We start from the raw sequence: 21,541 nt of genomic DNA, 5'->3' as shown, positions 1-21,541 counted from the left end.
CCATGGATGATGCGCTGCTCCGGAGCCTCACCCCGGGCGTGCTCGGTGTTCTCGTCCGCCGCGGAGCCGACTTCGCGGCGGCCGAGGACGCCGTCCAGGACGCGCTGGTCGAGGCGGTCCGCACCTGGCCGGCCGACCCGCCGCGCGACCCGAAGGGCTGGCTGGTCGCGGTCGCCTGGCGCCGGTTCCTGGACGCGACCCGGGCCGACGCGGCCCGCCGCCGGCGCGAGGACCTGGTCGACGACGAGCCGGCACCACCGCCGGTGTCCGGGCTGGACGACACGCTGCACCTGTACTTCCTGTGCGCGCACCCGTCGCTGACCCCGTCGTCGGCGGTGGCGCTCACGCTGCGGGCGGTCGGCGGGCTGACCACGCGGCAGATCGCCCAGGCGTACCTGGTGCCGGAGGCGACGATGGCGCAGCGGATCAGCCGGGCCAAGCGGACCGTCGCGGGGGTCCGGTTCGACCAGCCCGGTGACGTCGGCACCGTGCTGCGCGTGCTCTACCTGGTGTTCAACGAGGGCTACTCCGGTGACGTCGACCTGGTCGCCGAGGCGATCCGGCTGACCCGGCAGCTGGCGGCGGCGATCGACCATCCGGAGGTGGCCGGGCTGCTGGCCCTGATGCTGCTGCACCATGCCCGCCGGTCGTCGCGGACCGCGCCGGACGGCAGCCTGGTGCCGCTCGCCGAGCAGGACCGGACCCGCTGGGACACCGCGGCGATCGCCGAGGGCGTGGCGATCCTGCAGACCGCGTTGTCCCGGGACCGGCTGGGTCAGTTCCAGGCGCAGGCCGCTGTCGCGGCACTGCACGCCGACGCGCCGACCGCCGAACAGACCGATTGGGTCCAGATCGTCGAATGGTACGACGAGCTGGTGCTCCTGACCGACAGCCCGGTGGTACGACTGAACCGCGCGGTGGCGGTCGGCGAGGCGGACGGCGCCCGGGCCGGTCTGGCGGTGCTGGCCACCCTGGACGACACGGTGCCCCGCTACGCGGCGGTGGCGGCCTACCTGCACGAGCGCGACGGCGACCCGGCCACGGCGGCCCGGCTCTACGCGGAGGCGGCCCACAAGGCCCCGAACGCGGCCGAACGTGATCACCTGACCCGCCAGGCGGCCCGCCTCAACACCGGTCGGTGACGTCTCCGGTCAGCTGGCGGGCCCCGGTCGGCTCGCCTCGGCGATCAGGCGCAGGACCCAGCGGGAGCCGATTTCAGCGCCCGGGCCGGCGAACCGGAGTTGGAGGCGCCGCTGCTCCTGCCGCCCGGCGGCGTCGAGGTGCCCGCCGCCAGCCAGGCAGGTGGCCGCCAGCCGCACCACCTCGGGGTCGGCGTCCGCACCCCGAATGGGCCGGCCCTTCGCCCGCCGCCGGAGCAGGTAGCCGAGGGCGGTCAGTGCCGCGGCGCGGCTGTCGCCGTACCAATGGGCGGGTTTCATCGGGAAGCGCCCGGCGGCGGACGGCGTGCGGTGACCGAGGCGTTTCGCCGTGCTGCGCCGGGTCGCATAGGCGCGGACCTCGGCCAGCCACCGCTCCCGGCTGGCCGTGAGCAGGTCGACGGCCCGCAGCAGCGCCGCCTCGTCGTGGCGGAACGGCCCGGCCACCTGTTCCAGATGGACGAACGTCGCCTTGAAGCCGACCGGTTGGTAGTGCTGCACGCAGCCCGCGAGGGCGGAGACCCGTCGCCCGTAGGGGAGCGCGGGGTCGCGCACCCGGCGCGCGTAGGTCCCGAAACTCATCCGGGCAGGCTAGTGCCTTGTGGTCGCATGGCTTCCGTATGCTCGCCGGTTCACGTTCATGTTCGGGTTGCGAAGCGCGGCGGGTTGTAATAGGAATGGTTACGATGGCATCGAACAGCAGAGTGACGATCGCGGCGCACGCGCTGGCCTGGCTGGAGCTGGCCCGGCGGCGCGGGCAGGGCTCGCTGACGTCCGACGAGGTGGCCGCGAGTGTGAATACGAACCCGGTGATCCTGCGGCGCAGTCTCGGCGACCTGAAACGCGCCGGTCTGGTCACCGCCCGGCGCGGCACCCGGGCCGGTTTTTCGCTGGCCCGGCCGGCCGAGGAGATCACCATGTACGACGTGTGGATGGCCGTCGCGGCGGAACCGCTGCTGGCCCTGCACCGCTCCGAGCCGAACAAGGAGTGCCCGGTCGGCAACGGCATCCAGCCGGTGCTGACCGATGTGTACGACGAGGCGTCGTCCGCGTTCGGCACCGCGCTGTCCCGGCGCACCATCGCCGACATGCTCGACCGGATCCTCAAGTGATCGTCGAGCTGCGGCGGTACACGCTGCGCCCGGGCCGCCGCGACGAGCTGATCGAGCTGTTCGACCGGGAGTTCATCGCGTCGCAGGAGGCGCTGGGGATGGCCGTGCTGGGCCAGTTCCGCGACCTGGACCGGCCCGACATGTTCGTCTGGTTCCGCGGCTTCCCCGACATGGCGGCGCGCTCGCGCGGGCTGCGGGAGTTCTACGGCGGCCCGGTTTGGAAGCAGCACGGCCCGGCGGCGAACGCCACCATGCTCGACTCCGACGACGTCCTGCTGCTACGCGCGACCGTGCCGCCGCCGGCGTCACCGCGCGACGGCGACGATCGGCGTGAGGCCGCGGTGGTGACGGCGACCATCTGGTACGCCGATCGGCCGTTCGACGAGGCGTTCGCGCAGTGGTTCGCCGACCAGGATTCCGGGGCGGTGGCGGTGCTGTCGACGGAGTATGCGGAGAACGACTTCCCGGCCTTGCCGGTCCGTGAGGGCGAGCACGCGTTCGTCTGGCTGACCCGCGACGGCCGCGAGATCGACGTGCCCGCCCGGTTCGCGGTGACCCGCACCGAGCGGCTCCGCCTGACCCCGACGACCCGCTCCGCCCTGTACTGAGCAGCGGCCCAGGGCGGGCGGTCCGTCACCGAGCGGCGGCGGGCAGCGCGATGCCTGCCAGCCGGCGGCGGTCCGGGGTGATCAGTCGGCCGGTTCGCCGAACCAGCGGGTCAGGTGGGTGTCGAGGTCGTGCTGGTCGTCGCCGATCCAGGCCACGTGGCCGTCCGGGCGTAGCAGGACGGCCGGAGCGTCCAGGGCCGCGGCCGGATCGCCGAGCTGGTCGACCCGGTCCGCCCAGCCGCCCACGGTCAGGCGCCCGGTGCGGTCCAGCAGCAGGGCGCGGCCGTGGTGCAGCTGGTCGTACAGATGACCGGTTTTGATTTCCAGGTCGGGCAGGCGGCGGCCGAGCAGATCCGGGCCCGGGCCGAAGTCGTAGCGGATCCCGATCGCGGTGATCTTCTCGAGCAGGCGGCGGTTCACCTCGTCGAAGTCCATCAGCTCGATGAGCAGCCGGCGCACCGCCTGCGGGCCCGGGCCGGCGGCGAGCAGCTCGGCCTGGGCGCGGGTGTTGTCCAGCACGTCGGCGGCGACCGGGTGGCGTTCGGCGTGGTAGCTGTCCAGGAGGGTGTCCGGGGCCCAGCCGTGGACCTGCGCGGCCAGTTTCCAGCCGAGGTTGACGGCGTCCTGGATCCCGAGGTTGAGGCCCTGGCCGCCGATCGGCGGGTGGATGTGCGCGGCGTCGCCGGCCAGCAGGATCCGGCCGACCCGGTAGTTCTCGGCCAGCCGGGTGGCGTCGCCGAACCGGGACAGCCAGCGCGGCGAGTGCACCCCGAAGTCGGTGCCGGCGACGGCCCGCAGCTGCCGCCGGAAATCCTCGAGCGTGGGCGGCGCGACGCGCTGACCGGCTTCCGCGCGGTCGCCGAGCGCCGCGTCGGGGGATGCCGCGTCGCCGAGAGGCGCGTCGGGGACAGGCGCGTCGGGGACGACGATGCGATAGACGCCGGGGCCGAAGGGCTGCACGCTGAACCGCTTGTCGGTCCGGTGGATCTCGCGCACGGCGGCGGCCACCTCCTCGGGTGGCACCCCCACCGCCATCTCGCCCATCAGCGTGGCGTTGCGGGACGGCTCGCCCGGGAAGCCCACCCCGAGCAGTTTGCGGACCGTGCTGCGGGCGCCGTCGCAGCCGACCAGATAGCGCGCCCGCAGCCGCTCCCCGCCGGCCAGTTCGACGGTCACCCCGTCGTCGTCCTGCTCGACACCGGTCACCGTCTCGCCGCGCCGGACCTGCGCGCCCCGGTCGGTCGCGTGCAGTTCGAGTTGCTCGACGACGACCGGTTGCGGGATGCCCAGCAGGTAGGCGTGCGCGGAGTCCAGGCCGGCCGGCGCGGGCTTGTCGATGGCGGCGAAGTAGCTGCCGGCCGGCCGCTGCCGCCCGCGGTCGCGGAGGCGGTCGAGCAGGCCGCGCATGGCCATCAGCTCGAGGGTGCGGATGTGCAGACCGACGATGCGGACGATCGATGTCGGCTCGGTGTCCTTCTCCAGGACGAGCACGCGTACGTCGTGCAGCCGCAACTCGGCGGCCAGCATCGCGCCGGTCGGCCCGCAGCCGGCAATGATCACGTCAAACGGAGAGAGCATGGGTGAAACCTTCCGGGAGTGATGGGGCACTCCCGGCGACGCCTACGTCAGTCGCCCGCCCGTGACGGCAGGGGGAGCACCCAGTTCGCTGCAACAGTCATGGGTCTCACCTCCTCGGGCCGTGTCACGGTCTAGCGGCAAACTACACGCCCGGTCACAGGATGACGAATGCGGGTGCCTCGTGGCGCAGGAAGTCGTGGTGCGAGATGTCCCAGCCGTACGCGCCGGTGCGGGCGAACACCAGCAGGTCGCCGACGCGCAGCCGGTCCACGTGCTGGCCGCGGGTGAGCACGTCGCGCGGGGTGCACAGCTCGCCGACCGCGTCGACCGCGGTGCCGGTGACCTGCGGGCGCGGGTACGGGCGGTCCCACGTGTCGACCGGCAGGACGGTGAACGGGTGGCTGTAGCCCCACGCGGCGGGTAGCCGGAAGTGGTGGGTGCCGCCGCGCAGCACCGCGAACGTGCGCCCGTGCGTGGTCTTGAGGTCGATCACCTCGGCGGCGTAGTGGCCGGCGTCGGCGGCCAGGTAGCGGCCCGGCTCGACGATCAGGTCGACGCCGTCCGGGACGGTCACGGCGGCGAGCGGTGCCACGTCCATCGACGCGTCCGAGAGGTAGTCGACGCCGAGCCCGCCGCCGGCGTTGACGATCCGCAGCTGCACGCCGTACCGAAGACTGGTTTTGATCGACCAACTGATCGCGTCGGTGAGGAACGCTGCGTGGGCGGTGCCGTCGAGGTTGTTGGAGACCGCGTGCAGGTGGAAGCCGAGCACGGTGAGGCCGGCCGGCAGTGCGGCGAGGACGTCGCCGAGCTGGGACTCGTCGATGCCGAACGGGGTGGGTGTGCCGGTCATCGCGTGGCTGCCGGTGACGCCGACGCTGGCGCGGTTGACCCGCAGGCAGATGCCGGCGTGCAGGCCGAGGGCGGCGAGCCGTTGCGCCTCGAACAGGCTCTCCACGTTGATCAGGGCACCGGCCCGGACCGCGGCGGTCAGCTCGGCGTCGGTCTTGGCGGGGCCGCCGAAGACGATCCGGCGGGCGCCGGCGGTGACGGCGAGGGCCAGTTCGCCACCGGAGGCGACCTCGAGGCCGTCGCACGCGTCGGCGAGAGCCTGGACGACGGCGGGGTGGCCGTTGGCTTTCACTGCGTACAAAATGGTGGTTTTCGGGGGGAGGGCGGCCCGCAGCGTGGCGGCTCTCGCGCGCAGCGCGGTCGTGTCGTAGACGTAGGCGCAGGCCGGCGTCGGCAGTGCGCGCACCGCGGCGGCGACGGGCGCGGGGACCTCAGCCATGCAGGGGATTCTCCACCGGGAGGTAGATGTCGCCGGCGCCGGCCAGCCGCATCCGGACCAGGGCTTTGTGCGGAACGGTCGGTGCGGTGAACGCGGCGTGGTCCTCGGCGGCGGCGGGCGACGTCAGGGTCGCGTAGGTCTCGTCGACGACGTCCCGGACGATCCGCCACGCCGCGGATTCATCGAGGGGGAGGTGCAGGACGATCTCGCCGAGGTGGGCCTGGAACGCGGTGTAGCCGAGCTTGGCGCGCATCACCGCCGGATCGTCGGTGCCGACGACCGATCCTGGCCACAGGTCGACGTGGTGTCCGGCGGCGGCCAGCCGGGGCAGGTGCAGGCGCAGGCCGGCGAAGTCGCGCAGCGCGAGGCGGTGGGGCCGGCCGTCGACGAAGGTGGGCAGGCAGTTCTGCAGGTGCGCTTCGAGGGCGACACCCTGGGTGGCCAGGCGCAGTAACGGCGGCAGGATCAACCGGCTGTAGTCGTGCAGCCAGGCGGCCGGGTCGCCGCCGTGCTTGCCGAGGAGCTCGGCCAGCCGGTACGGCAGGGCGCTGCCCGGGATCGCCTCCTCACCGGGTGCGAGCCGCCCGGTCAGCCCCTCGCGCAGGATCGCGGAGAAGTCGCGCCCGGACCCGGCGGGCACGGCGGCGCCCGCGGTCTCGGCCATCAGCAGCAGCGACGGCTCGTCGGCGGCGAGGCGGTGCAGCAGGGTGGAGACCGCCGGGCCGTTGCGGGTGCTGGCCACGCTGATGCTGCGCCGGGTCGAGGTGACCTGGATGTCCAGGGCGACCTTGAGGTAGTGCCGGGTGCCGTCGGCGGCCGCGGGCAGCAGCAGGGTGCGCAGCGCGGCGGTGGGGATCGCGTCCAGGTGCCCGTCGAGGTGACGCAGCGTGCCGTCGGCGAAGAGGTGTGCATAACGGTGGGTGACCATCTGGTGCTGCCAGGCGTGGAGTGGTTGCGCGCGGTAGCCGGCGGGTGCTGGGGGAATGTCGACGACGAGCGCCAGATCATCGCCGAGGTGGGCGGCGTCGCGGACCGCCACGAACCGGATCTGCGTGCCGCCGGACTCCAGGTCGTGCTCCAGCACGTCGCCGGTGTCCCAGCCCAGCCGGGTCCGCCCGCACGGGTGCAGGTTGTGACCGGAAATGGCCAGCCGCTCCCCGGCGATCGCGGCCTCGTCGGCGTCGCCGCCGGGCACCGGGCCGGGCCGGGCCAGCGCGATCGCCAGGTTGATCACCGCGTTGCGCAGCTCGGCCGCGAACGCCGGCGCGTCGATCCCGGCCAGCAGCTCCACCGGGTCGGCGACCCCGGAGCGGGCGAACTCGACCCGGTGGAAGGCGTGCCGGGTCCCGCCGGCCCGGTCGTCGGAGAGCCCCTCGCGGGCCAGGGCGCCGCGCAGCCGCCGCCCGACCGTGTCGGCGGCCTGCGGCAGCTGGTCGAGGAAACCCTCGACCAGCTGCGGCGCGTGCACGGCCAGGGCGGCCTGGGTGTGCGCGACCGCCGCGGCGAGTCGTCCGGTGGTGAGACTGGAAGTCATGCGTGCACCGCCATCGGGTTGGGCTGATGGGTCCAGATGTCGTCGAGCTGGTCGGCGGCGAGGCGCATCGCGGTGGTCGCCTTGATCGGCAGCGGTTCGGTGAGCAGCCGCGGTTCGGCGCGCAACCCGGCCGCGACGATCGCCCACAGCCGGTCCGGTTCCGCGCCGTGCCGCTCGGCGAACCCGTCGACGAGCTGGGTGGCGACCGTGCCGAGCGCGGCCGCCGCGACCTTGACGCGCAGCACGTCCGGGTCGTCGGTGGGCAGGTCGCCGTGCAGGTCGAGGCCGAGGCGCCGGTCGACCCGGACACCGCCGAGGTCGCGGTAGAGGGTCCGGACCGGGTGACCGTCGCGGAGCACGACGAGGGTGTTCTGCCCGTGCGCCTCGAGCGCGACACCGCGGCCGAGCACGGTGGTCAGCGGCGCGAACAGGACCGCGGTGAGTTCTTCGAGCCATCGGTACGGGTCGTCGACCGTGCCCAGCAGCCTCGACACGAAGACCCCGAGGGGTACGGCCTGCTCGCCGGGTGCCAGCCGGGGCGCGCGCCGGACCAGGTGGGCCAGCCGCCGGTCCGGCCCGTGCTCGGTGATCACCGCGCCGGCCTCGGTCTCGGCGAGGACGTCGATCGGCAGGTCCGCGGTGAGCCGGGTGAGGAACGCCGACAGGATCGGGCCGTTGTGCACCGCGGCCGGGGAGACGGTGCGCACCGCCGAGGTCATCTGCACGTCGACAGCGGTCTTGAGGTGCGGCCCGCCGCTGACCGGGGCGACCGTGCGCAGCGACATCAGCGGGCGCATCGGCCGGGTCGGGCCGGCGTCGGTCAGCCACGGGTACTCGCGCAGCAGCCGGGCGGCCTGCCACGGGTGTGCGTACAGGACCGGCTGGGCGGTGCCGTGCCAGCGCTCGGGCGGTACCCGCAGCCGGCGCAGGCGGATCACCGGGCGGTGCTCCGGGGCGTAGGCGAGCACGTCGGCGACGGTCATCCCGGTGCGGGTCCGGCAGCACGGGTGCAGGGGGTGCCCGTCGGTCTCCCACTGCTCGATCCGGCCGAGATCGGTGTCCGCCCGGTCCGGCGGGACGGCGTTCGCGCGGGCCAAGGCCAGGTTGGCGACGCTGTTGGCGACCTCGCCGACGAACGGAGTGCCGGGCCAGAGCTTCGCGGTTAACTCGACCGGGTCCATTTCTGAAAAAGAGGCGCCCGGAAGGGGCTCGCGCTCGATGGCCAGCCGGAGCCGGCGCAGCACGGCCGCGCGGGCTCCCGGCAGCGCCGCGTCGTAGCGTTCGACCAGGTCAGGCCGGAGGTTCTCGAGATCGATCCGGGTCTGCGCCGGGTCGGCGGTGGGAGTCGGCAGCGGCACCCCACCATTGTCGCGTTGATCCGCGGCAGCGTCCTTTCAGGGCGTGCCGGGGCGAGAAGGGCCACATTCACCGTACGAGCAGGGCGTTCAGCAGCTGGGTGAGCCAGGTCCGGGCGGCATGCGCGTCGGCGTCAAGCAGTAATTGGACAGTCACTCCGTCGTACGCGGCGATCACGGCGCGGGCCGCGGCCGGGACGTCCGGCAGCGCGGCCGGCAGTGTGAGCGGGGTGCTGGCCAGCCGCTGCTCGATGGCCTCGCGCAGCCGGGCGCGGTGCTCGGCGAGCCGGCCGGCGACGTCCGGGTGGCGTGCGGCGTGCAGCAGGAAGTCGGTTTTGATCAGCAGCCAGTCGCGGTCGAGCAGCAGGGTCGACGCGGCCCGCTCGACGGCGTGGTGAAACGACGGGTCGGGGTCGGCCAGCGCCGCGGTGACCTGGGTGGCGATCAGGTCGGCGCGTTCGTCGTAGAGCGCGAAGAACAGCTCGTCGAGGCTGTCGAAGTTCGAGTAGAACGCGCCGCGGGTGTAGCCGGCCGCGTCGCAGATCTCCTCGATCCGCACCTGGCCCCAGCCCTTGGCGGCGAAGACGCGCAGGGCGGCGTCGAGGAGCCGGCCACGGGTCTCGGCTCGGCGGCGGGTGACCATGCCGCCGAGCATAGCCTTTGCATACATTCGTGTATCGGATACATTCGTGTATCGGAGTGGTGCAGGTCACCGTTGGAGGTAGCTGTGGACGTCATCGTGGTGGGCGCCGGACTGGCCGGTCTGGCCGCGGCCCATGAGGTCACCAGCGCCGGCAAGCGGGTGATCCTGATCGACCAGGAGAACGCGGCGAACCTCGGCGGGCAGGCCTTCTGGTCGTTCGGCGGGCTGTTCTTCGTCGACAGCCCCGAGCAACGCCGGGCCCGGATCCGCGACAGCGTCGAGCTGGCCTGGAGCGACTGGCGCGGCTCGGCCGGGTTCGACCGGATCGGCGACGAGGACTCCTGGGCGGTCAAGTGGGCCCGGGCGTACGTCGAATTCGCCGCCGGCGAGAAGCGGTCCTGGCTGGCCGGGATGGGGTTGAGCTGGCTGCCGTTCGCCGGCTGGGCCGAGCGCGGCGACCTGCGCGCCGGTGGGCACGGCAACTCGGTGCCGCGCTTCCACATCACCTGGGGTACCGGCACCGGCGTGGTCGAGCCGTTCGCGGCGTCCGCGCAGCGTGCCTCTAGTGATGGGCTTCTGGAGTTCCGGCACCGGCATCGGGTCGACGAGCTGATCGTCGAAGGCGGCGTGGTGGTCGGCGTCCGCGGCCGGGTTCTGGCCGATGACGACGCCGCGCGCGGGGTGTCCTCCAACCGCGAGGAAGTCGGCGATTTCGAGGTCCGCGCGCAGGCGGTGATCGTCACGACCGGCGGCATCGGCGCCAACCACGACCTGGTCCGGCAGTACTGGCCGGCCCGGCTCGGCACCGCCCCGAAGGAGATGATCACCGGGGTGCCCGCCTACGTGGACGGGCGGATGCTCGGCATCGCCGAGGGGGCCGGCGCGCGCCTGGTCAACCGGGACCGGATGTGGCACTACACCGAGGGCATCCGCAACTGGGACCCGATCTGGCCCTCCCACGGCATCCGGATCCTGTCCGCGCCGTCGCCGATGTGGTTCGACGCGCTCGGCCGGCGGCTGCCGCAGCCGTACTACCCGAGCTACGACACCCTCGGCACGCTGCGCTACCTGCGCACCACCCCGGAACTGGCCGAGCACGACCACTCCTGGTTCATCCTCACCCAGAAGATGATCGAGAAGGAGTTCGCACTGTCCGGCTCCGAGCAGAACCCGGACCTGACCGCGAAGGATCGCAAGGCGTTCCTGCGTGACCGGCTGATGGGCAAGGGCGCGCCCGGCCCGGTCGAGGCGTTCAAGCAGCACGGCGCGGACTTCGTGGTGGCGTCCACCCTTGAGGAACTGGTCGCCGGGATGAACAAGCTGACCGACTCGCCGTTGCTCGACGCGGCGCACGTGCGCGGCCAGATCGAGGCGCGCGACCGGCAGCTGGCCAACAAGGTCACCAAGGACGCGCAGATCCAGGGGATCTACAACTCGCGGCGCTACATCGGCGACAAGATCGGGCGTACGTCGACGCCGCACCGGATCCTGGACCCGGCGGCCGGCCCGCTGATCGGCGTCAAGCTGCACATCCTGACCCGCAAAACCCTCGGCGGCATCCAGACCGATCTGGATTCCCGCGTCATCGGTACGGACGGGCAGGTCCTGCCGGGGCTCTACGCCGCCGGCGAGGTCGCCGGGTTCGGCGGCGGCGGGGTGCACGGCTACAACGCGCTGGAGGGCACGTTCCTGGGCGGCTGCCTGTTCAGCGGCCGCGCGGCCGGCCGGCACGCGGCCGCGGCGGTCTGATCTTCTTGGCCGGGCTTCCGAGAGCCGGGCAGTCTGGGAGGTAGCGGGTGGCAACGGTTCTGATCACCGGGGTCGGGCGGCAGCGCTCGATCGGCGCCACCCTCGCCGTCGGCCTGGCCGAGGACGGCTGGGACCTGGCGCTGAGCTACTGGTCGCCCTACGACGAGCGGATCGGCCTGGAACGCGGCGGCCACGACCCGGAGGACGTCGCCGCGCGGTGCCGGGCCCTGGGCCGCCGCGTCGACCTGCTGCCCGCCGACCTGACCAGCGTCACCGAGCCGGGCCGTCTGGTCGCGGCGGCCACGGCCCACGGTGACCTGCGCGGGCTGGTGCTGTCGCACGCCGAGAGCACCGACAGCTCCGTGCTGGACACCACCGTGGAGAGCTGGGACCGGCACTTCGCGGTCAACGCCCGCGCGTCCTGGCTGCTGATCAAGGCGTTCGCCGAGCAGTTGCCGCCCGCAGCCCCGGCCGGCGGGGTCACCGGGCGGATCGTCGCGCTGACCAGCGATCACACCGCGCACAACCTGCCGTACGGCGCGAGCAAGGGCGCCCTGGACCGGCTCGTGGTGGCCGCGGCGGTCGAGCTCGGGGCGCGTGGCGTGCGCGCCAACGTGGTCAATCCCGGCCCGATCGACACCGGCTGGATGACCCCGGAGATCCGCGAGTCCGGGATCCGGCAGACCCCGGCCGGCCGGCTGGGCACCGCGAACGACACCACCGACCTGGTCCGCTTCCTGATGTCCGATGCCGGCGGCTGGATCACCGGCCAGCTGCTGCACAGCAACGGCGGCTTCAAGACCAGCGGCTGACCGTTATCCGCTTCTCGCGGGCGACCCGGATTGTTAGCGTCCCGGGCATGCTGTCCGATCCGGCCCCGGAGCTGGCCACCGCGTTCGCCGCCGGCTCGGCGACCGGGCCGTTGATCCCGGTCGCCGGTGGCGTCTCGCACGAGCTGTTCGAGCTGCGCACGACCACCGGCCGCTATGCCGCCAAACGCCTCCACGAGGTGCCGGAACAGTGGTGGTGGGACGAGTACCACGCCGCGGCCCGGATCGAACAGGCCGCCGCCGCGGCCGGGGTGCGCCTGCCCGCCCGGCACGCTCCGCTGGTCGTGGCGCTCGACTCCGGCGCTGGTCCGCGGCACTGGCAGCTGCACGACTGGTGCGACGGGTACCACCTGACCGGCCCCGGTGACGAGGTCGCCGACTGGACCGGCACCACCCTCGCCCTGCTGCACCAGCGCCCCGGTGACGACCTGCCCGCCTTGGCCGCCCTGCACCCGGTCGACGCCTGGCACGACTGGCTGGCCGGCCACGAGACCGCTTTCGCCCAGCAGGTCCGCGAGCAGTTGCCGACCGTCGCCGCGGTACTGGCCTACGTCGCCGAGCCCGGGCCGCCGCTGACCGCGGTCGCCTCGCACCGCGATGTCAAACCCGACAACGTGCTGATCACGGCCACCGGTCCGGTCCTGCTCGACTGGGACAGCGCCGGCCCGGAGACCGCGGAACACGAGGTCCTGCGGTCGGCTCTGGCCATGGGTTTCCTCGAAAAACACCATTTCGTACGGACGATCGCGGCCTACCGCAAGGCCGGCGGTCGTGCCCTCCCGGCGGACCCGGCCCTGTTCCACGGCATCGTGGAAGCACAACTGCGGACCGCGGAGTGGCTGCTGTGGCGCGCTCTCGGGCACCGCGCCGACGACGCGCCCACCCGCGCCCGGTCCGCAATCGCATGCCTGGCCCGGCTCCGCGGCGCCGCCAAGAACCTGCGGCTCATCCCGGAGTGGGCCGGCTGGCTCAAGGGCACCTGAAAGTGCCTTCTGTCCGGTCGGGGCACGCCGCCATAACGTCGGATCATGACCGAACACCGGATTCACACGTACACCGCGGCCGAGGCGGGACTGTTCGTCAACAGCTACCTGGTCGAGACCGCCGACGGGGTCGTCCTGGTCGACGCGAGCCTGTTGCTGTCCGACGCCCGCGCGCTCGCCGACCGGATCGCGGCGTTGCACAAGCCGCTGCTCGGCGTGTTCGTCACGCACGCGCACCCGGACCACTTCAACGGGCTGCCGACCGTCGCCGGCCCGGACGTCCCGGTGTACGCCGCCGCCGAGGTGGCCGCCACGATCGCCCGGATCGCCGACGAGAAACGCGCCCAGTGGCAGCCGGTCTACGGCGACGAGTGGCCCGACCGGCACCGGGTCCCGGAGTACCGGCTCGCCGACGGGGAGGCGGTGGAGCTGGGCGGGCTGCGGTACGTCGTGCACACCGTCGGCGCGGCGGAGAGTCACGCGGACTCGTACGTCGTACTGGAAAATCGGGTCTTCCTCGGCGATCTGGCCTTCAACGGGGTCCATCCGTATACCGCCGACGGGCACACCGGCGCGTGGCTCGCCGCCCTTGACACGCTCACCGCCGCCCTCGACGGTCGCGAGCTGCTGCCCGGGCACGGCGCGCCGGGTGACGTCGGCATGCTGCGCGATCAGCAGCGCTACCTGCTGAAATACCGCGAGACGATCACCGACCTGGCCGCCGGCGCACCGACCCTGACCGACGACCAGCGCGAGCAGCTGACCAAGGTGATGACCGGCTACCTGCCCGACGCCCCGCTGACCTGGATGATCGGGCTGGGCGCCGACGCGGTCGCCGCCGAGCTCGCCACCCGCTGACGCCGCCGCCCGGCTGGTGCTCACGGCTGGTGCTCACGGCTGTTTCGGCGGCCGCGAGGCGGCCGTCAGCGCCAGCCGGGGCCTGCTGTCGTTGTTCGCCGGTTCGCCGGTTCGCCGGTTCGCCGGTTCGCCGGTTCGCCGGTTCGCCGGTTCGCCGGTTCGCCGGTTCGCCGGTTCGGCCGTTCGGCCGTTCGGCCGTTTGGCCGGGAGTGAGGCAAATTTCGGTGGGCTGTTCCACTTCGGTGGAGCGGGGCCGGTGGGTCACTACCGTGCGGATCATGAAGCAGGGATTGTCACGGCTGCGGTTCGTTCAGCTGGTCAACCGGGGTGTCACCCGGCTGACCCTCTCGCCTCGATGGGGGCGGCTGGTCGGCCGGGGCATCGCGATGCTGACCTACACCGGGCGCAGGTCCGGGCGGACCTTCACCATCCCGATCGGGTACCGCCGCACCACCGCCGGCATCCTCATCGCGGTGGCGCTGCCGGACGCCAAGACCTGGTGGCGCAACTTCCTCGGCGACGGCGGCCCGCTCTCGGTGAAGCTGGACGGCGTCGACCGCGCGGGCCACGCGACCGCCCACCGCGACGACCGCGGCCGGGTCACGGTCGCCGTCCGCCTCACCGACGTCCCGGGGTAGGTGGGCATGGCCACCCCGCCACTCCCGGCCGTCCCAGCCCCTGATTCCGCACATCACCGGGTACGCCGCAGCGCGCGCTCCTCCCCGCTCCCGGGCGACAAAAGGCACCTGCCGCAGCCGGGCTGGCGCTCACGGCCCCCTCAAGCGCGCTGAGTCAGCCGTCAGCGCCAGCCGGACGAGTCGCACCGCGCCCAGCCGCCCCGTGCCGGCTGGTTACCAGGGGTGTCTCAGGCACCCGGAGGCACCCCTGGTAACCAGCCGGCCCGCGCTGGCTGGGCAGCAGGGGTGTGTCGCGCGTTCGGACACACCCCTGGCGTCCAGCCGCCCCGTGCGGGCTGGCTTTCTGGGGTGTGTCGCGCGCCCGGTGGCACGAACCCCCGCATCGGCTGGTGCTCAGGGGTGTGTCGGGCGCCTGGATACACCTCTGGCGTCCAGCCGCCCCGTGCGGGCTGGCTGCCAGGGGTGCCTCGAGCGCCGCGACACACCCCTGACGACCAGCCGGGGGCCGGGACCGGGGGCCGGGACCGGGGTGAGGGCTAGGGCAGCAGCAGTTTTTCCTCTGCTGCGGGGGCGAGGCCCACCGATGGCCGGTCGGTGCGCTGCGGGGCCGCGCCCGGCAGGGACGACAACCACGCCCACGTGTCCGCCACCGTCTCCCGCACCGGGCGGCACCGCAGGCCCGCCGCCAGGGCCTTGCTCACATCAGCGCGGTGCATGAAGTCGTGGCTGTCGCCCGGCGGGAGCCAGATCGGCAGGTCGGTCCAGGGTTCGACGCCGGCGGCCAGGATCCGGTCCGGGTCGGTCCAGCGCAGCTCGGCGTGGCCGCCGGTGACCTCGTTCGCGGTGTCCAGCAGGGAACCCATCGTGGCGTGGCCGGACTCGCTGACCACGTTGAACGCGCCGGTCACCCCGACGTTCGCCAGGAGGAACAGGGCCAGGTCGCGGGCGTCGACGTACTGCAGGGGCAGGTCGCGCGGGCCGGGGGCCAGGGTCGGGCCGCCGCGGTGCAGGCGGTGCAGCCACCAGGGGAGCCGGCCGACGTCCTCGTGCGGGCCGAGGATCAGACCGGCCCGGGCGAACAGCACCGGGCCGCCGAACGCCGCGGTCGCCTGCTCGCCGCGCAGCTTGTCGCCGGCGTAACCGGGGTCGTCGAGGTCGGTGAGCGGGGCGTCCTCGGTGAGCACGTCGGTGGACAGCCAGCGGTAGACCGAGCGGCTGGAGACGTACGCGAAATGGCCCGCACGGCCCGCCAGCAGCGCCGCGGCCGTGCCCACCGCGGACGCCTGCGCCGACCAGGTGTCGACGACCGCGTCCCAGGTGCCGGTCGCGAGCGCGGTCAGGCCGCCGTCGGCGAGCCGGTCACCGAGCAGCGTGGTGGTGCCCGGCACCGGATCGCGCTGACCGCGGTTGAACACTGTCACGTCGTGGCCGGCCGCGAGCGCCTCATCAGCGAGCGCACGACCGACGAAACCACTGCCGCCGAGGATCAGAATCCGCATGGGCCGAGCCTGCCCCGAGAAGCCGGCCCGGCCCACAAAGATCTGCTGACGGCAGAGCGGAATCAGCTGCCCAGGAACGTCGAGATCGCCTCGACCACCAGCGCGTGGTCCTCCGCCTGCGGCAGGCCGGAAACGGTCACCACCCCGACCACCCCGACCCCCGCGATCCGCACCGGGAACGCGCCGCCGTGCGCCGCGAACAGCGTCGGGTCGACACCCATGGCCGGCCCCAGCTCCCGGCCCTTGGCCGCCAGCTGCCGCCCGATCAGGAACGACGAACTCGCGAACCGGTACACCACCCGGACCTTGCGCTCGATCCACGCGTCGTTGTCGGCGGTCGAGCCGGCCAGCCCGGCGTGGAAGAGTTGCTGCTCGCCGCGGCGGATGTCGACCGCGACCGGCAGGCCCCGTGCGGTGGCCAGCTTCACCAGCAGGGACCCGAGGGCCCACGCGTCGGCCTCGTCGAAGTGCGGGAAGACCAGCCGCTTCTCCTGGTCCTCGATCTCGGCGATCAGTTGCTGCGCTTCGTCGCTCATCACATCATTCTGAACTGATCGACGCCGAGCTTGATGATCAGGGCAAGGACAACGATCAAGAGCACTATGCGTACGAACCCGGAGCCCTTGCGCAGCGCCATCCGCGCACCGACCACCGCGCCGGCGACGTTGCAGACCGCCATCCCGGCGCCGAGCAGCCACGCCACGTGGCCGGTCGCGGCGAACACGATCAGCGCGCCCAGGTTCGTGCCGGTGTTGACGAGTTTCGCCATCGCGGAGCCGTGCACGAAGTCCGCGCCGACGATCGTGGTGAACGCGAGCACCAGGAACGTGCCGGTGCCCGGCCCGATCAGCCCGTCGTACGTGGCGACCAGCCCGCCGGCGACCGCCACGGCCAGCCCCCGCCGCAGCGTGGTGCGTTTCTCCGCGTGCTCGGTCAGGCCCATCGCCGGGCGCACCGTCACGAACACCGCGACCGCGATCAGCACCGCGAGCACCACCGGCCGGTACGCGCTCGCCGGGATCTGCCCGGCCAGCAGCGCTCCGCACCCGGCGCAGAGCAGCGCGAGCCCCGCGGACGGCCCGGCCACCGCCCAGTCGATCTTCGTGCGGCGCGCGTAGGTGACCGCGGCCGTGCTGGTCCCGCAGATCGCGGCGAGCTTGTTGGTGCCGAGCGCGGTCGGCAGCGGCAGTTGCGGCGCGGCGACCAGCAGCGCCGGCAGCAGCAGGAGCCCGCCCCCGCCGACGACCGCGTCCACCCACCCGGCGGCCGCGGCCGCGATCAGGAGCGTGACGATCACTTCCGGCCACGGTGCTTCTGCAGCCACATCCCGAACATCGCGACGGCGATGAACACCATCATCGTGCAGCAGAGCGCCTTGGTGAACATCCACACGTCCCGTCGATAGCCGCGTCCGTACCGCTGGAGGCTACCTGCCCGGCCGTGTTGACCTTGTGCGGCACAATCCCCGGGTGCTGTCCGACGCGCTCGACCAGGTGCCCTACCCACAACGGATCTCCACCCTGCTGCGTCTGCTGCGCGCGCAGGACGATCCGGGTGCGCGGATCGCCGAGCTCGCGACCGGCGGACCCTACGAGCGGTACCTGGCGGTGGTCGCGGCCGCCGCGTTCGCCTTACGACCGATAGTGGTCACTGCCCTGCACGATCCAGATTTTTCGGTACGGGCGGAAGCGACCCGGCAGGCGCTCCGGCTGGGCTGGGCGACCGGGAGTGAGGTGCTGGCCGAGGCTCCGCCCGTACTCCGGAAGTTGATCCTGAAGTTGTTGCGGCAGCGACCCGGCAGCGGTGATGCGGTGATCGGTCTGGTCCGCAGCCGTCACGGCGACCACGAGGCGGCGGCCCTGCTCGCGGCGTGCACCCCGGAGACGGTCGCGCGGCTGCTCCCGGAGCTGGCGCCCGCGGTCGTCGGATGGAAGGTCCTCGCGCGGCGGCACGCCGGCGTCGTGCTGGACTGGGTGGACGCCCGGCTGACGACGACACCGGACTGGGCGGCGGTGCTGGCCCCGGTCCGGGCATGTCTGCACGCTGAGCCGGCCCGGGTGCTCGACCTGCTGGAACGCCACGCCCTGAGCACCCTGCCGGAGGTGGACCTGGCCCCGCTCGCCGCCCGGTTCCCGGACCGGGTGGTGACCCTGCTGACCACCCGGGACCTGGGCGGTCACGCCTACCGGTACGTAACGCCTCGGGTGCGCCGGCACCTGATCGCCGGGCTGGGCCTCGACGGCCTGGTCGCCGTCGACGCGCTCGACTACCAGTTCCTGCGGATGTTGCCGCCGGCCCGGCGCGACGAGGTCTTCGCCGCGGCGCCGCAGGCGGAGCTGCCGTGGGAGGGCCGGATCGAGGTGCTGCCGGCGCACACCCGGGTGCGTGAGGTGCGCCGGGTGCTGGCACTGCCGCAGATCGCCGCGGACGCACACGCCACGCTGCGGTGGAGCCGCTACCTGCCGGCCGCCGAGGCGCTGCCGCTGCTCGACGGGCAGTTGCGCTCCGCCGACGCCTACGCCCGGGGCCAGGCCTACGACTGGCTGGTCGGGGTCGCCTGCCGGGAGCCGGCCGCGCAGCCCGAGGTGATGCGGCGGCTGCTCCGGATGCGCAACGAGCGCGAAGCGGTCTGGCGTCCCATGCTGGAGGAGCTGTCCTCGCTGATCCCGCACCTGGTGCCGGCCGTGGTGCCGGCGCTGACCGACGTCACCGACGCGGTGATCGAGGCCCGGGACCTGTCCTCGCGCACCCGGACCGTGCTGGCTGAGCTGGCCTACGGGGCGCTGACCGACTCGCTTCCCGGCGCCGAGGTGACCGGCTGGGTGCTCGGCATGATCGCCCGGTTGCCGATCGAGTCCTGGCTCGGCCGGCCGCTGCGGCCCGGCGCCGAGCACCTGCTCACCGCGACGCTGCGCAAACGGATCACCGCCGACCCGGCCGAGCTGTTCCGCCTGGTCGAGCTGCTGGAGAACCGGGCCCGGCACGTCCCCGAGCTGCAGGACCTGCTGCGCCGCGCGGCGGCGCCCACGTCCGCGCCGGAGATCCGCGCGGAGGCCGTGAAGTGGTGGCTGGACGATCCGCACACCCGCGCCGCCCGGGTCGCCGAGCTGCTGCGTGAGGACCCCGCGGCGATCCGGCTCGCCCCGGTGTGGCGGGAGGTGACCGGTTACAGCACCACGCTGCTCGACCCCGTGGTGACCGGCCCGCCCACGCACGTCCGCCGGTGGACGCCCCGGCAGCAGCGGGTTCATGCCACGGCGTTGGCGGCCGTCGCCGCCGACCCGGATCTGCAGGTGGGCTCACGCGTCACGGCGCTGAAGCACCTGGCCCGGGTGCCGGTGGCCGGCCGTGAGCTGCTGGCCGGTTTCCTGGACGCGCCCGATGTGCCGATCGCGGAGGCGGCGCTGGGTGCGCTGCCGTGGACGGATCGGCCTGACAGGGCGCTGCCGGTGCTGCTCGGCTATGCGGGCGGGCCCCGGGCCCGGGTGGCGCTGCCGGCCGCCGAGCGCGCGGCCTGGTTCGTGAGCGCCCCGACGCTGCTCGCGCTGTTGCGCGGGGTCCTGCTCGCGCCACAACCCGGTGTTTTGCCCGCGCCGCAGTCGGGTGTTTCGGTCGCGCCGCAGGCCGACGTTTCGGCCGCCCCGCAGTCCGGGGCCTCGGCCGCGCCGCAGGCCGGGTCGATCGGGGTGACCAGCCGGAAGGCTGCGATCCGGATCCTCGCCCGGTATGGCCCGCCGGAGTCCACCGGTCTGCTCGCCGAGGTGTGGCAGGCACCCGGCGCCCATCCGGACGTGCGGGCCGTGGTCCTCACCGCCCTGCGGACCGCGACGCCGATCCCCTGGGAGATCTTCACGGAGGCGGCGCATTCCGCGGTCCCCGTCGAGGTGCGGGCGCTGCTCGCGGTCACCCCGGCGGAGCTGACCGAAACCGATCGGCCCCGGTTCGCGGCGCTCGTCGTCGCGGTCTGCGCGAGCCCGGACCGGCAGATCTCCCGGGCGGGGTTCGACAAGCTCGGGCAGTGGATCCGCTGGGCGCCCGAGGCGACCGCCCGGATCGTCGACGTGCTCGGCGATCCGGACCGGACCGGTCCGCAGGCGTCCTGGTATGGCGACGGCCCGAAGTCGCTGGTCGAGGCGCTGCTGACCGTCCCGCAGAACCCGGAGTGCAGCGCGCTGGAGACCGTCGTCGACCGGCTGGTCGCCCACGACCGGCAGGACCCGGAGCCGGGCACCTGGGATCACGACCGCCCGGCCCGCCGCTGCGTGATCCGCATCGTCGCCGACGTGTCGACCTGGGCGCAGTCCCACCGCCCGGCGCGGGACCAGGCCGCGGCGCGGGACCACGGCCCGGCGCCCGCCGCGGGGGAGCGCGGTCCGGCCGGCTTCGCGTCGCTGCGTGCGGTCGCGCGCCGGCTCGCGTCGCACCCCGGGTTCCTGGGCGAGGGCGCCGAGCTGCTGCTCACCCTGGCCGATCTGGACCCGGACCGGCTCGCCGAGGTCGCCGACCTGGCCGCCGCCCGCCCCACCCTCGCGGTCCGGCTGGCCGCGCAGCTCGCCGGGACCCGACCGGAGCGGGGCCGCGAGGACGAGCATCTGGCCACCGCCCGGCAGCTCGCCGGGCGTACCGACCTGGCCGGTGGCCTGTTCGCGCTGACCCTGGTCACCGCGCTGGGCGAGACGTCCACGCCGTCCCGCTGGAGCGACGCGTGCCAGCGGGAGATGCAGCAATTGCGCCGCCACCCGCACCCGGAAGTCGCGGACGCGGCGCTGCGCCAGGCCATGGTCAGGTAGGCCGGGCGGCCCGGCCGTGCCCGCGTTGACTAGGGTCGGCGTGTGCGTCTGGCCACCTTCAATCTGTTGCACGGCAGGTCGCTGTCCGACGGCGTGGTGCACGCCGACCGGATCCGGGCCGCGGTCGCCGACCTCGACGCCGACGTGCTCGGTCTGCAGGAGGTCGACCGGGCCCAGCCGCGCTCCGGCAACCTCGACCTGACCGCGCTGGCCGCCGAGGCCCTCGGTGCGTCCGTGCACCGGTTCGCCGCCGCGGTGGTCGGCACCCCCGGCGAGATCTGGCAGCCCTGGCACGCCGAGGCCGACACCGCCCACCCGCAGTACGGGATCGCCCTGGTCACCCGCTATCCGGTGCAGCGCTGGCAGATCACCCAGCTGCCGGCCGCGCCGGTGCGGTCGCCGGTGCTCACCCCGCAGGGTCTGCTGCTGCTCAAGGACGAACCGCGGGTGCTGCTCGCCGCGGTCCTGGAGACTCCGCGCGGGCTGCTCAGCGTCGGCACCACGCACCTGTCGTTCGTGCCCGGCTGGAACGTGCGCCAGCTGCGCCACGCGGTCCGCGCCCTGCGTGCCCTGCCGGCGCCGCGGATCCTGCTCGGCGACCTGAACATGCCGTCCGGCCCGGTGCGCGCGTTCACCGGCTGGCGGTCGCTGGCCCGCGCGGCGACGTTCCCGAGCCCGTACCCGCGCACCCAGCTCGACCACGTGCTGGCCGACCCGCGCGGCGACAAGGCGCTGGGCCGGGTGGTCCAGGTCCGCACCCCGCACCCGGCGGTCTCCGACCACCGCCCCCTGGTCGTCAGCCTCGACCGCTGACCGCCGCCGGGTCCCCGGCTGGTTCTGAGGGGTCTTTCGGTACGGGTGAGACACCCCGGGGAGCCAGCCGGCGCCCGGGAGGCGCGCCGCGGTCCGGAGTGGC

General features: G+C 73.6%; 19 protein-coding genes. 10 read left to right on the top strand and 9 right to left on the bottom strand.

Going from position 1 to position 21,541, the window contains the following annotated elements; genetic code table 11:
- Positions 1 to 2 precede the first annotated feature (2 nt).
- Entirely contained in the window at positions 3 to 1,142 is a 1,140-nt protein-coding gene (locus ADL15_RS23520; RefSeq protein ID WP_067695095.1) for an RNA polymerase sigma factor, read from the top strand.
- Between the two features lie 9 nt (positions 1,143 to 1,151).
- Here ADL15_RS23520 and ADL15_RS23515 read toward each other — a convergent pair whose 3' ends face one another.
- Positions 1,152 to 1,739, bottom strand: a complete 588-nt coding sequence (locus ADL15_RS23515; RefSeq protein WP_067695091.1) for a hypothetical protein — start codon at positions 1,737 to 1,739, stop codon at positions 1,152 to 1,154.
- Positions 1,740 to 1,843: 104 nt separating this feature from the next.
- On the opposite strand from ADL15_RS23515, the gene ADL15_RS23510 reads away from it, so the two are divergent.
- Positions 1,844 to 2,269 (top strand): Rrf2 family transcriptional regulator, encoded by a 426-nt coding sequence (locus tag ADL15_RS23510; RefSeq protein WP_067695088.1) that lies wholly within the window; start codon positions 1,844 to 1,846, stop codon positions 2,267 to 2,269.
- A complete protein-coding gene (locus ADL15_RS23505) occupies positions 2,266 to 2,877 on the top strand; it encodes an NIPSNAP family protein (protein WP_067695085.1) in 612 nt (203 codons plus the stop codon). The genes ADL15_RS23510 and ADL15_RS23505 overlap by 4 nt, the downstream gene beginning before the upstream one ends.
- An 81-nt stretch (positions 2,878 to 2,958) precedes the next feature.
- Here the strand turns inward: ADL15_RS23505 and ADL15_RS23500 are convergent, their stop codons facing one another.
- The 5 genes from ADL15_RS23500 to ADL15_RS23480 form a co-directional block, all read right to left on the bottom strand.
- The gene (locus tag ADL15_RS23500; RefSeq protein ID WP_067695081.1) at positions 2,959 to 4,455 is read right to left on the bottom strand and encodes an FAD-dependent monooxygenase; all 1,497 of its coding nucleotides are present in this window, start codon (positions 4,453 to 4,455) and stop codon (positions 2,959 to 2,961) included.
- Positions 4,456 to 4,609: 154 nt separating this feature from the next.
- Positions 4,610 to 5,746 carry an alanine racemase gene (locus ADL15_RS23495; RefSeq protein WP_067695075.1) on the bottom strand — a complete coding sequence of 379 codons (1,137 nt, stop codon included), beginning with the start codon at positions 5,744 to 5,746 and terminating at the stop codon, positions 4,610 to 4,612.
- Positions 5,739 to 7,280, bottom strand: a complete 1,542-nt coding sequence (locus ADL15_RS23490) for an IucA/IucC family protein (protein WP_067695072.1) — start codon at positions 7,278 to 7,280, stop codon at positions 5,739 to 5,741. Before ADL15_RS23490 ends, ADL15_RS23495 begins: the two co-directional genes overlap by 8 nt.
- Entirely contained in the window at positions 7,277 to 8,638 is a 1,362-nt protein-coding gene (locus tag ADL15_RS23485) for an IucA/IucC family siderophore biosynthesis protein (RefSeq protein ID WP_232344299.1), read from the bottom strand. The genes ADL15_RS23490 and ADL15_RS23485 overlap by 4 nt, the downstream gene beginning before the upstream one ends.
- Before the next feature lie 67 nt (positions 8,639 to 8,705).
- Positions 8,706 to 9,305, bottom strand: coding sequence for a TetR/AcrR family transcriptional regulator (locus ADL15_RS23480; RefSeq protein ID WP_232344298.1), 600 nt, complete (start codon positions 9,303 to 9,305; stop codon positions 8,706 to 8,708).
- 57 nt (positions 9,306 to 9,362) lie between these two features.
- Between ADL15_RS23480 and ADL15_RS23475 the strand changes: the two genes are divergently transcribed.
- The 5 genes from ADL15_RS23475 (at position 9,363) to ADL15_RS23455 (ending at position 14,336) form a co-directional block, all read left to right on the top strand.
- A complete protein-coding gene (locus tag ADL15_RS23475) occupies positions 9,363 to 11,027 on the top strand; it encodes an FAD-binding dehydrogenase (RefSeq protein WP_067695065.1) in 1,665 nt (554 codons plus the stop codon).
- Positions 11,028 to 11,074: 47 nt separating this feature from the next.
- On the top strand, positions 11,075 to 11,839 hold the full coding sequence (locus ADL15_RS23470) for an SDR family oxidoreductase (protein ID WP_067695062.1): 765 nt from the start codon (positions 11,075 to 11,077) through the stop codon (positions 11,837 to 11,839).
- Positions 11,840 to 11,886: 47 nt separating this feature from the next.
- Positions 11,887 to 12,840, top strand: a complete 954-nt coding sequence (locus tag ADL15_RS23465) for an aminoglycoside phosphotransferase/kinase family protein (protein WP_067695059.1) — start codon at positions 11,887 to 11,889, stop codon at positions 12,838 to 12,840.
- A 45-nt stretch (positions 12,841 to 12,885) separates the two neighbouring features.
- Positions 12,886 to 13,698, top strand: coding sequence for an MBL fold metallo-hydrolase (locus tag ADL15_RS23460; protein ID WP_067695055.1), 813 nt, complete (start codon positions 12,886 to 12,888; stop codon positions 13,696 to 13,698).
- A gap of 278 nt (positions 13,699 to 13,976) precedes the next feature.
- Positions 13,977 to 14,336 (top strand): hypothetical protein, encoded by a 360-nt coding sequence (locus ADL15_RS23455; RefSeq protein WP_067695395.1) that lies wholly within the window; start codon positions 13,977 to 13,979, stop codon positions 14,334 to 14,336.
- A 536-nt stretch (positions 14,337 to 14,872) separates the two neighbouring features.
- Here the strand turns inward: ADL15_RS23455 and ADL15_RS23450 are convergent.
- The 3 genes from ADL15_RS23450 to ADL15_RS23440 form a co-directional block, all read right to left on the bottom strand.
- Complete coding sequence (locus ADL15_RS23450; RefSeq protein ID WP_067695392.1) at positions 14,873 to 15,835, bottom strand: NAD-dependent epimerase/dehydratase family protein; 963 nt, start codon at positions 15,833 to 15,835, stop codon at positions 14,873 to 14,875.
- 62 nt (positions 15,836 to 15,897) lie between these two features.
- Entirely contained in the window at positions 15,898 to 16,371 is a 474-nt protein-coding gene (locus ADL15_RS23445; protein WP_067695041.1) for a heme-degrading domain-containing protein, read from the bottom strand.
- Positions 16,371 to 17,132, bottom strand: a complete 762-nt coding sequence (locus ADL15_RS23440; RefSeq protein WP_083971635.1) for a sulfite exporter TauE/SafE family protein — start codon at positions 17,130 to 17,132, stop codon at positions 16,371 to 16,373. Before ADL15_RS23440 ends, ADL15_RS23445 begins: the two co-directional genes overlap by 1 nt.
- Before the next feature lie 172 nt (positions 17,133 to 17,304).
- Here ADL15_RS23440 and ADL15_RS23435 point away from each other — a divergent pair, with 172 nt between their 5' ends.
- Both ADL15_RS23435 and ADL15_RS23430 read left to right on the top strand, forming a co-directional pair.
- Entirely contained in the window at positions 17,305 to 20,625 is a 3,321-nt protein-coding gene (locus ADL15_RS23435; protein ID WP_157441557.1) for a hypothetical protein, read from the top strand.
- A gap of 42 nt (positions 20,626 to 20,667) precedes the next feature.
- Entirely contained in the window at positions 20,668 to 21,438 is a 771-nt protein-coding gene (locus ADL15_RS23430; RefSeq protein WP_067695034.1) for an endonuclease/exonuclease/phosphatase family protein, read from the top strand.
- Positions 21,439 to 21,541 lie beyond the last annotated feature (103 nt).

This window comes from Actinoplanes awajinensis subsp. mycoplanecinus (assembly GCF_001509495.1).
In the GTDB taxonomy this organism is placed as follows: domain Bacteria; phylum Actinomycetota; class Actinomycetes; order Mycobacteriales; family Micromonosporaceae; genus Actinoplanes; species Actinoplanes palleronii.
This window is presented reverse-complemented; position numbering and strand designations above follow the sequence as displayed.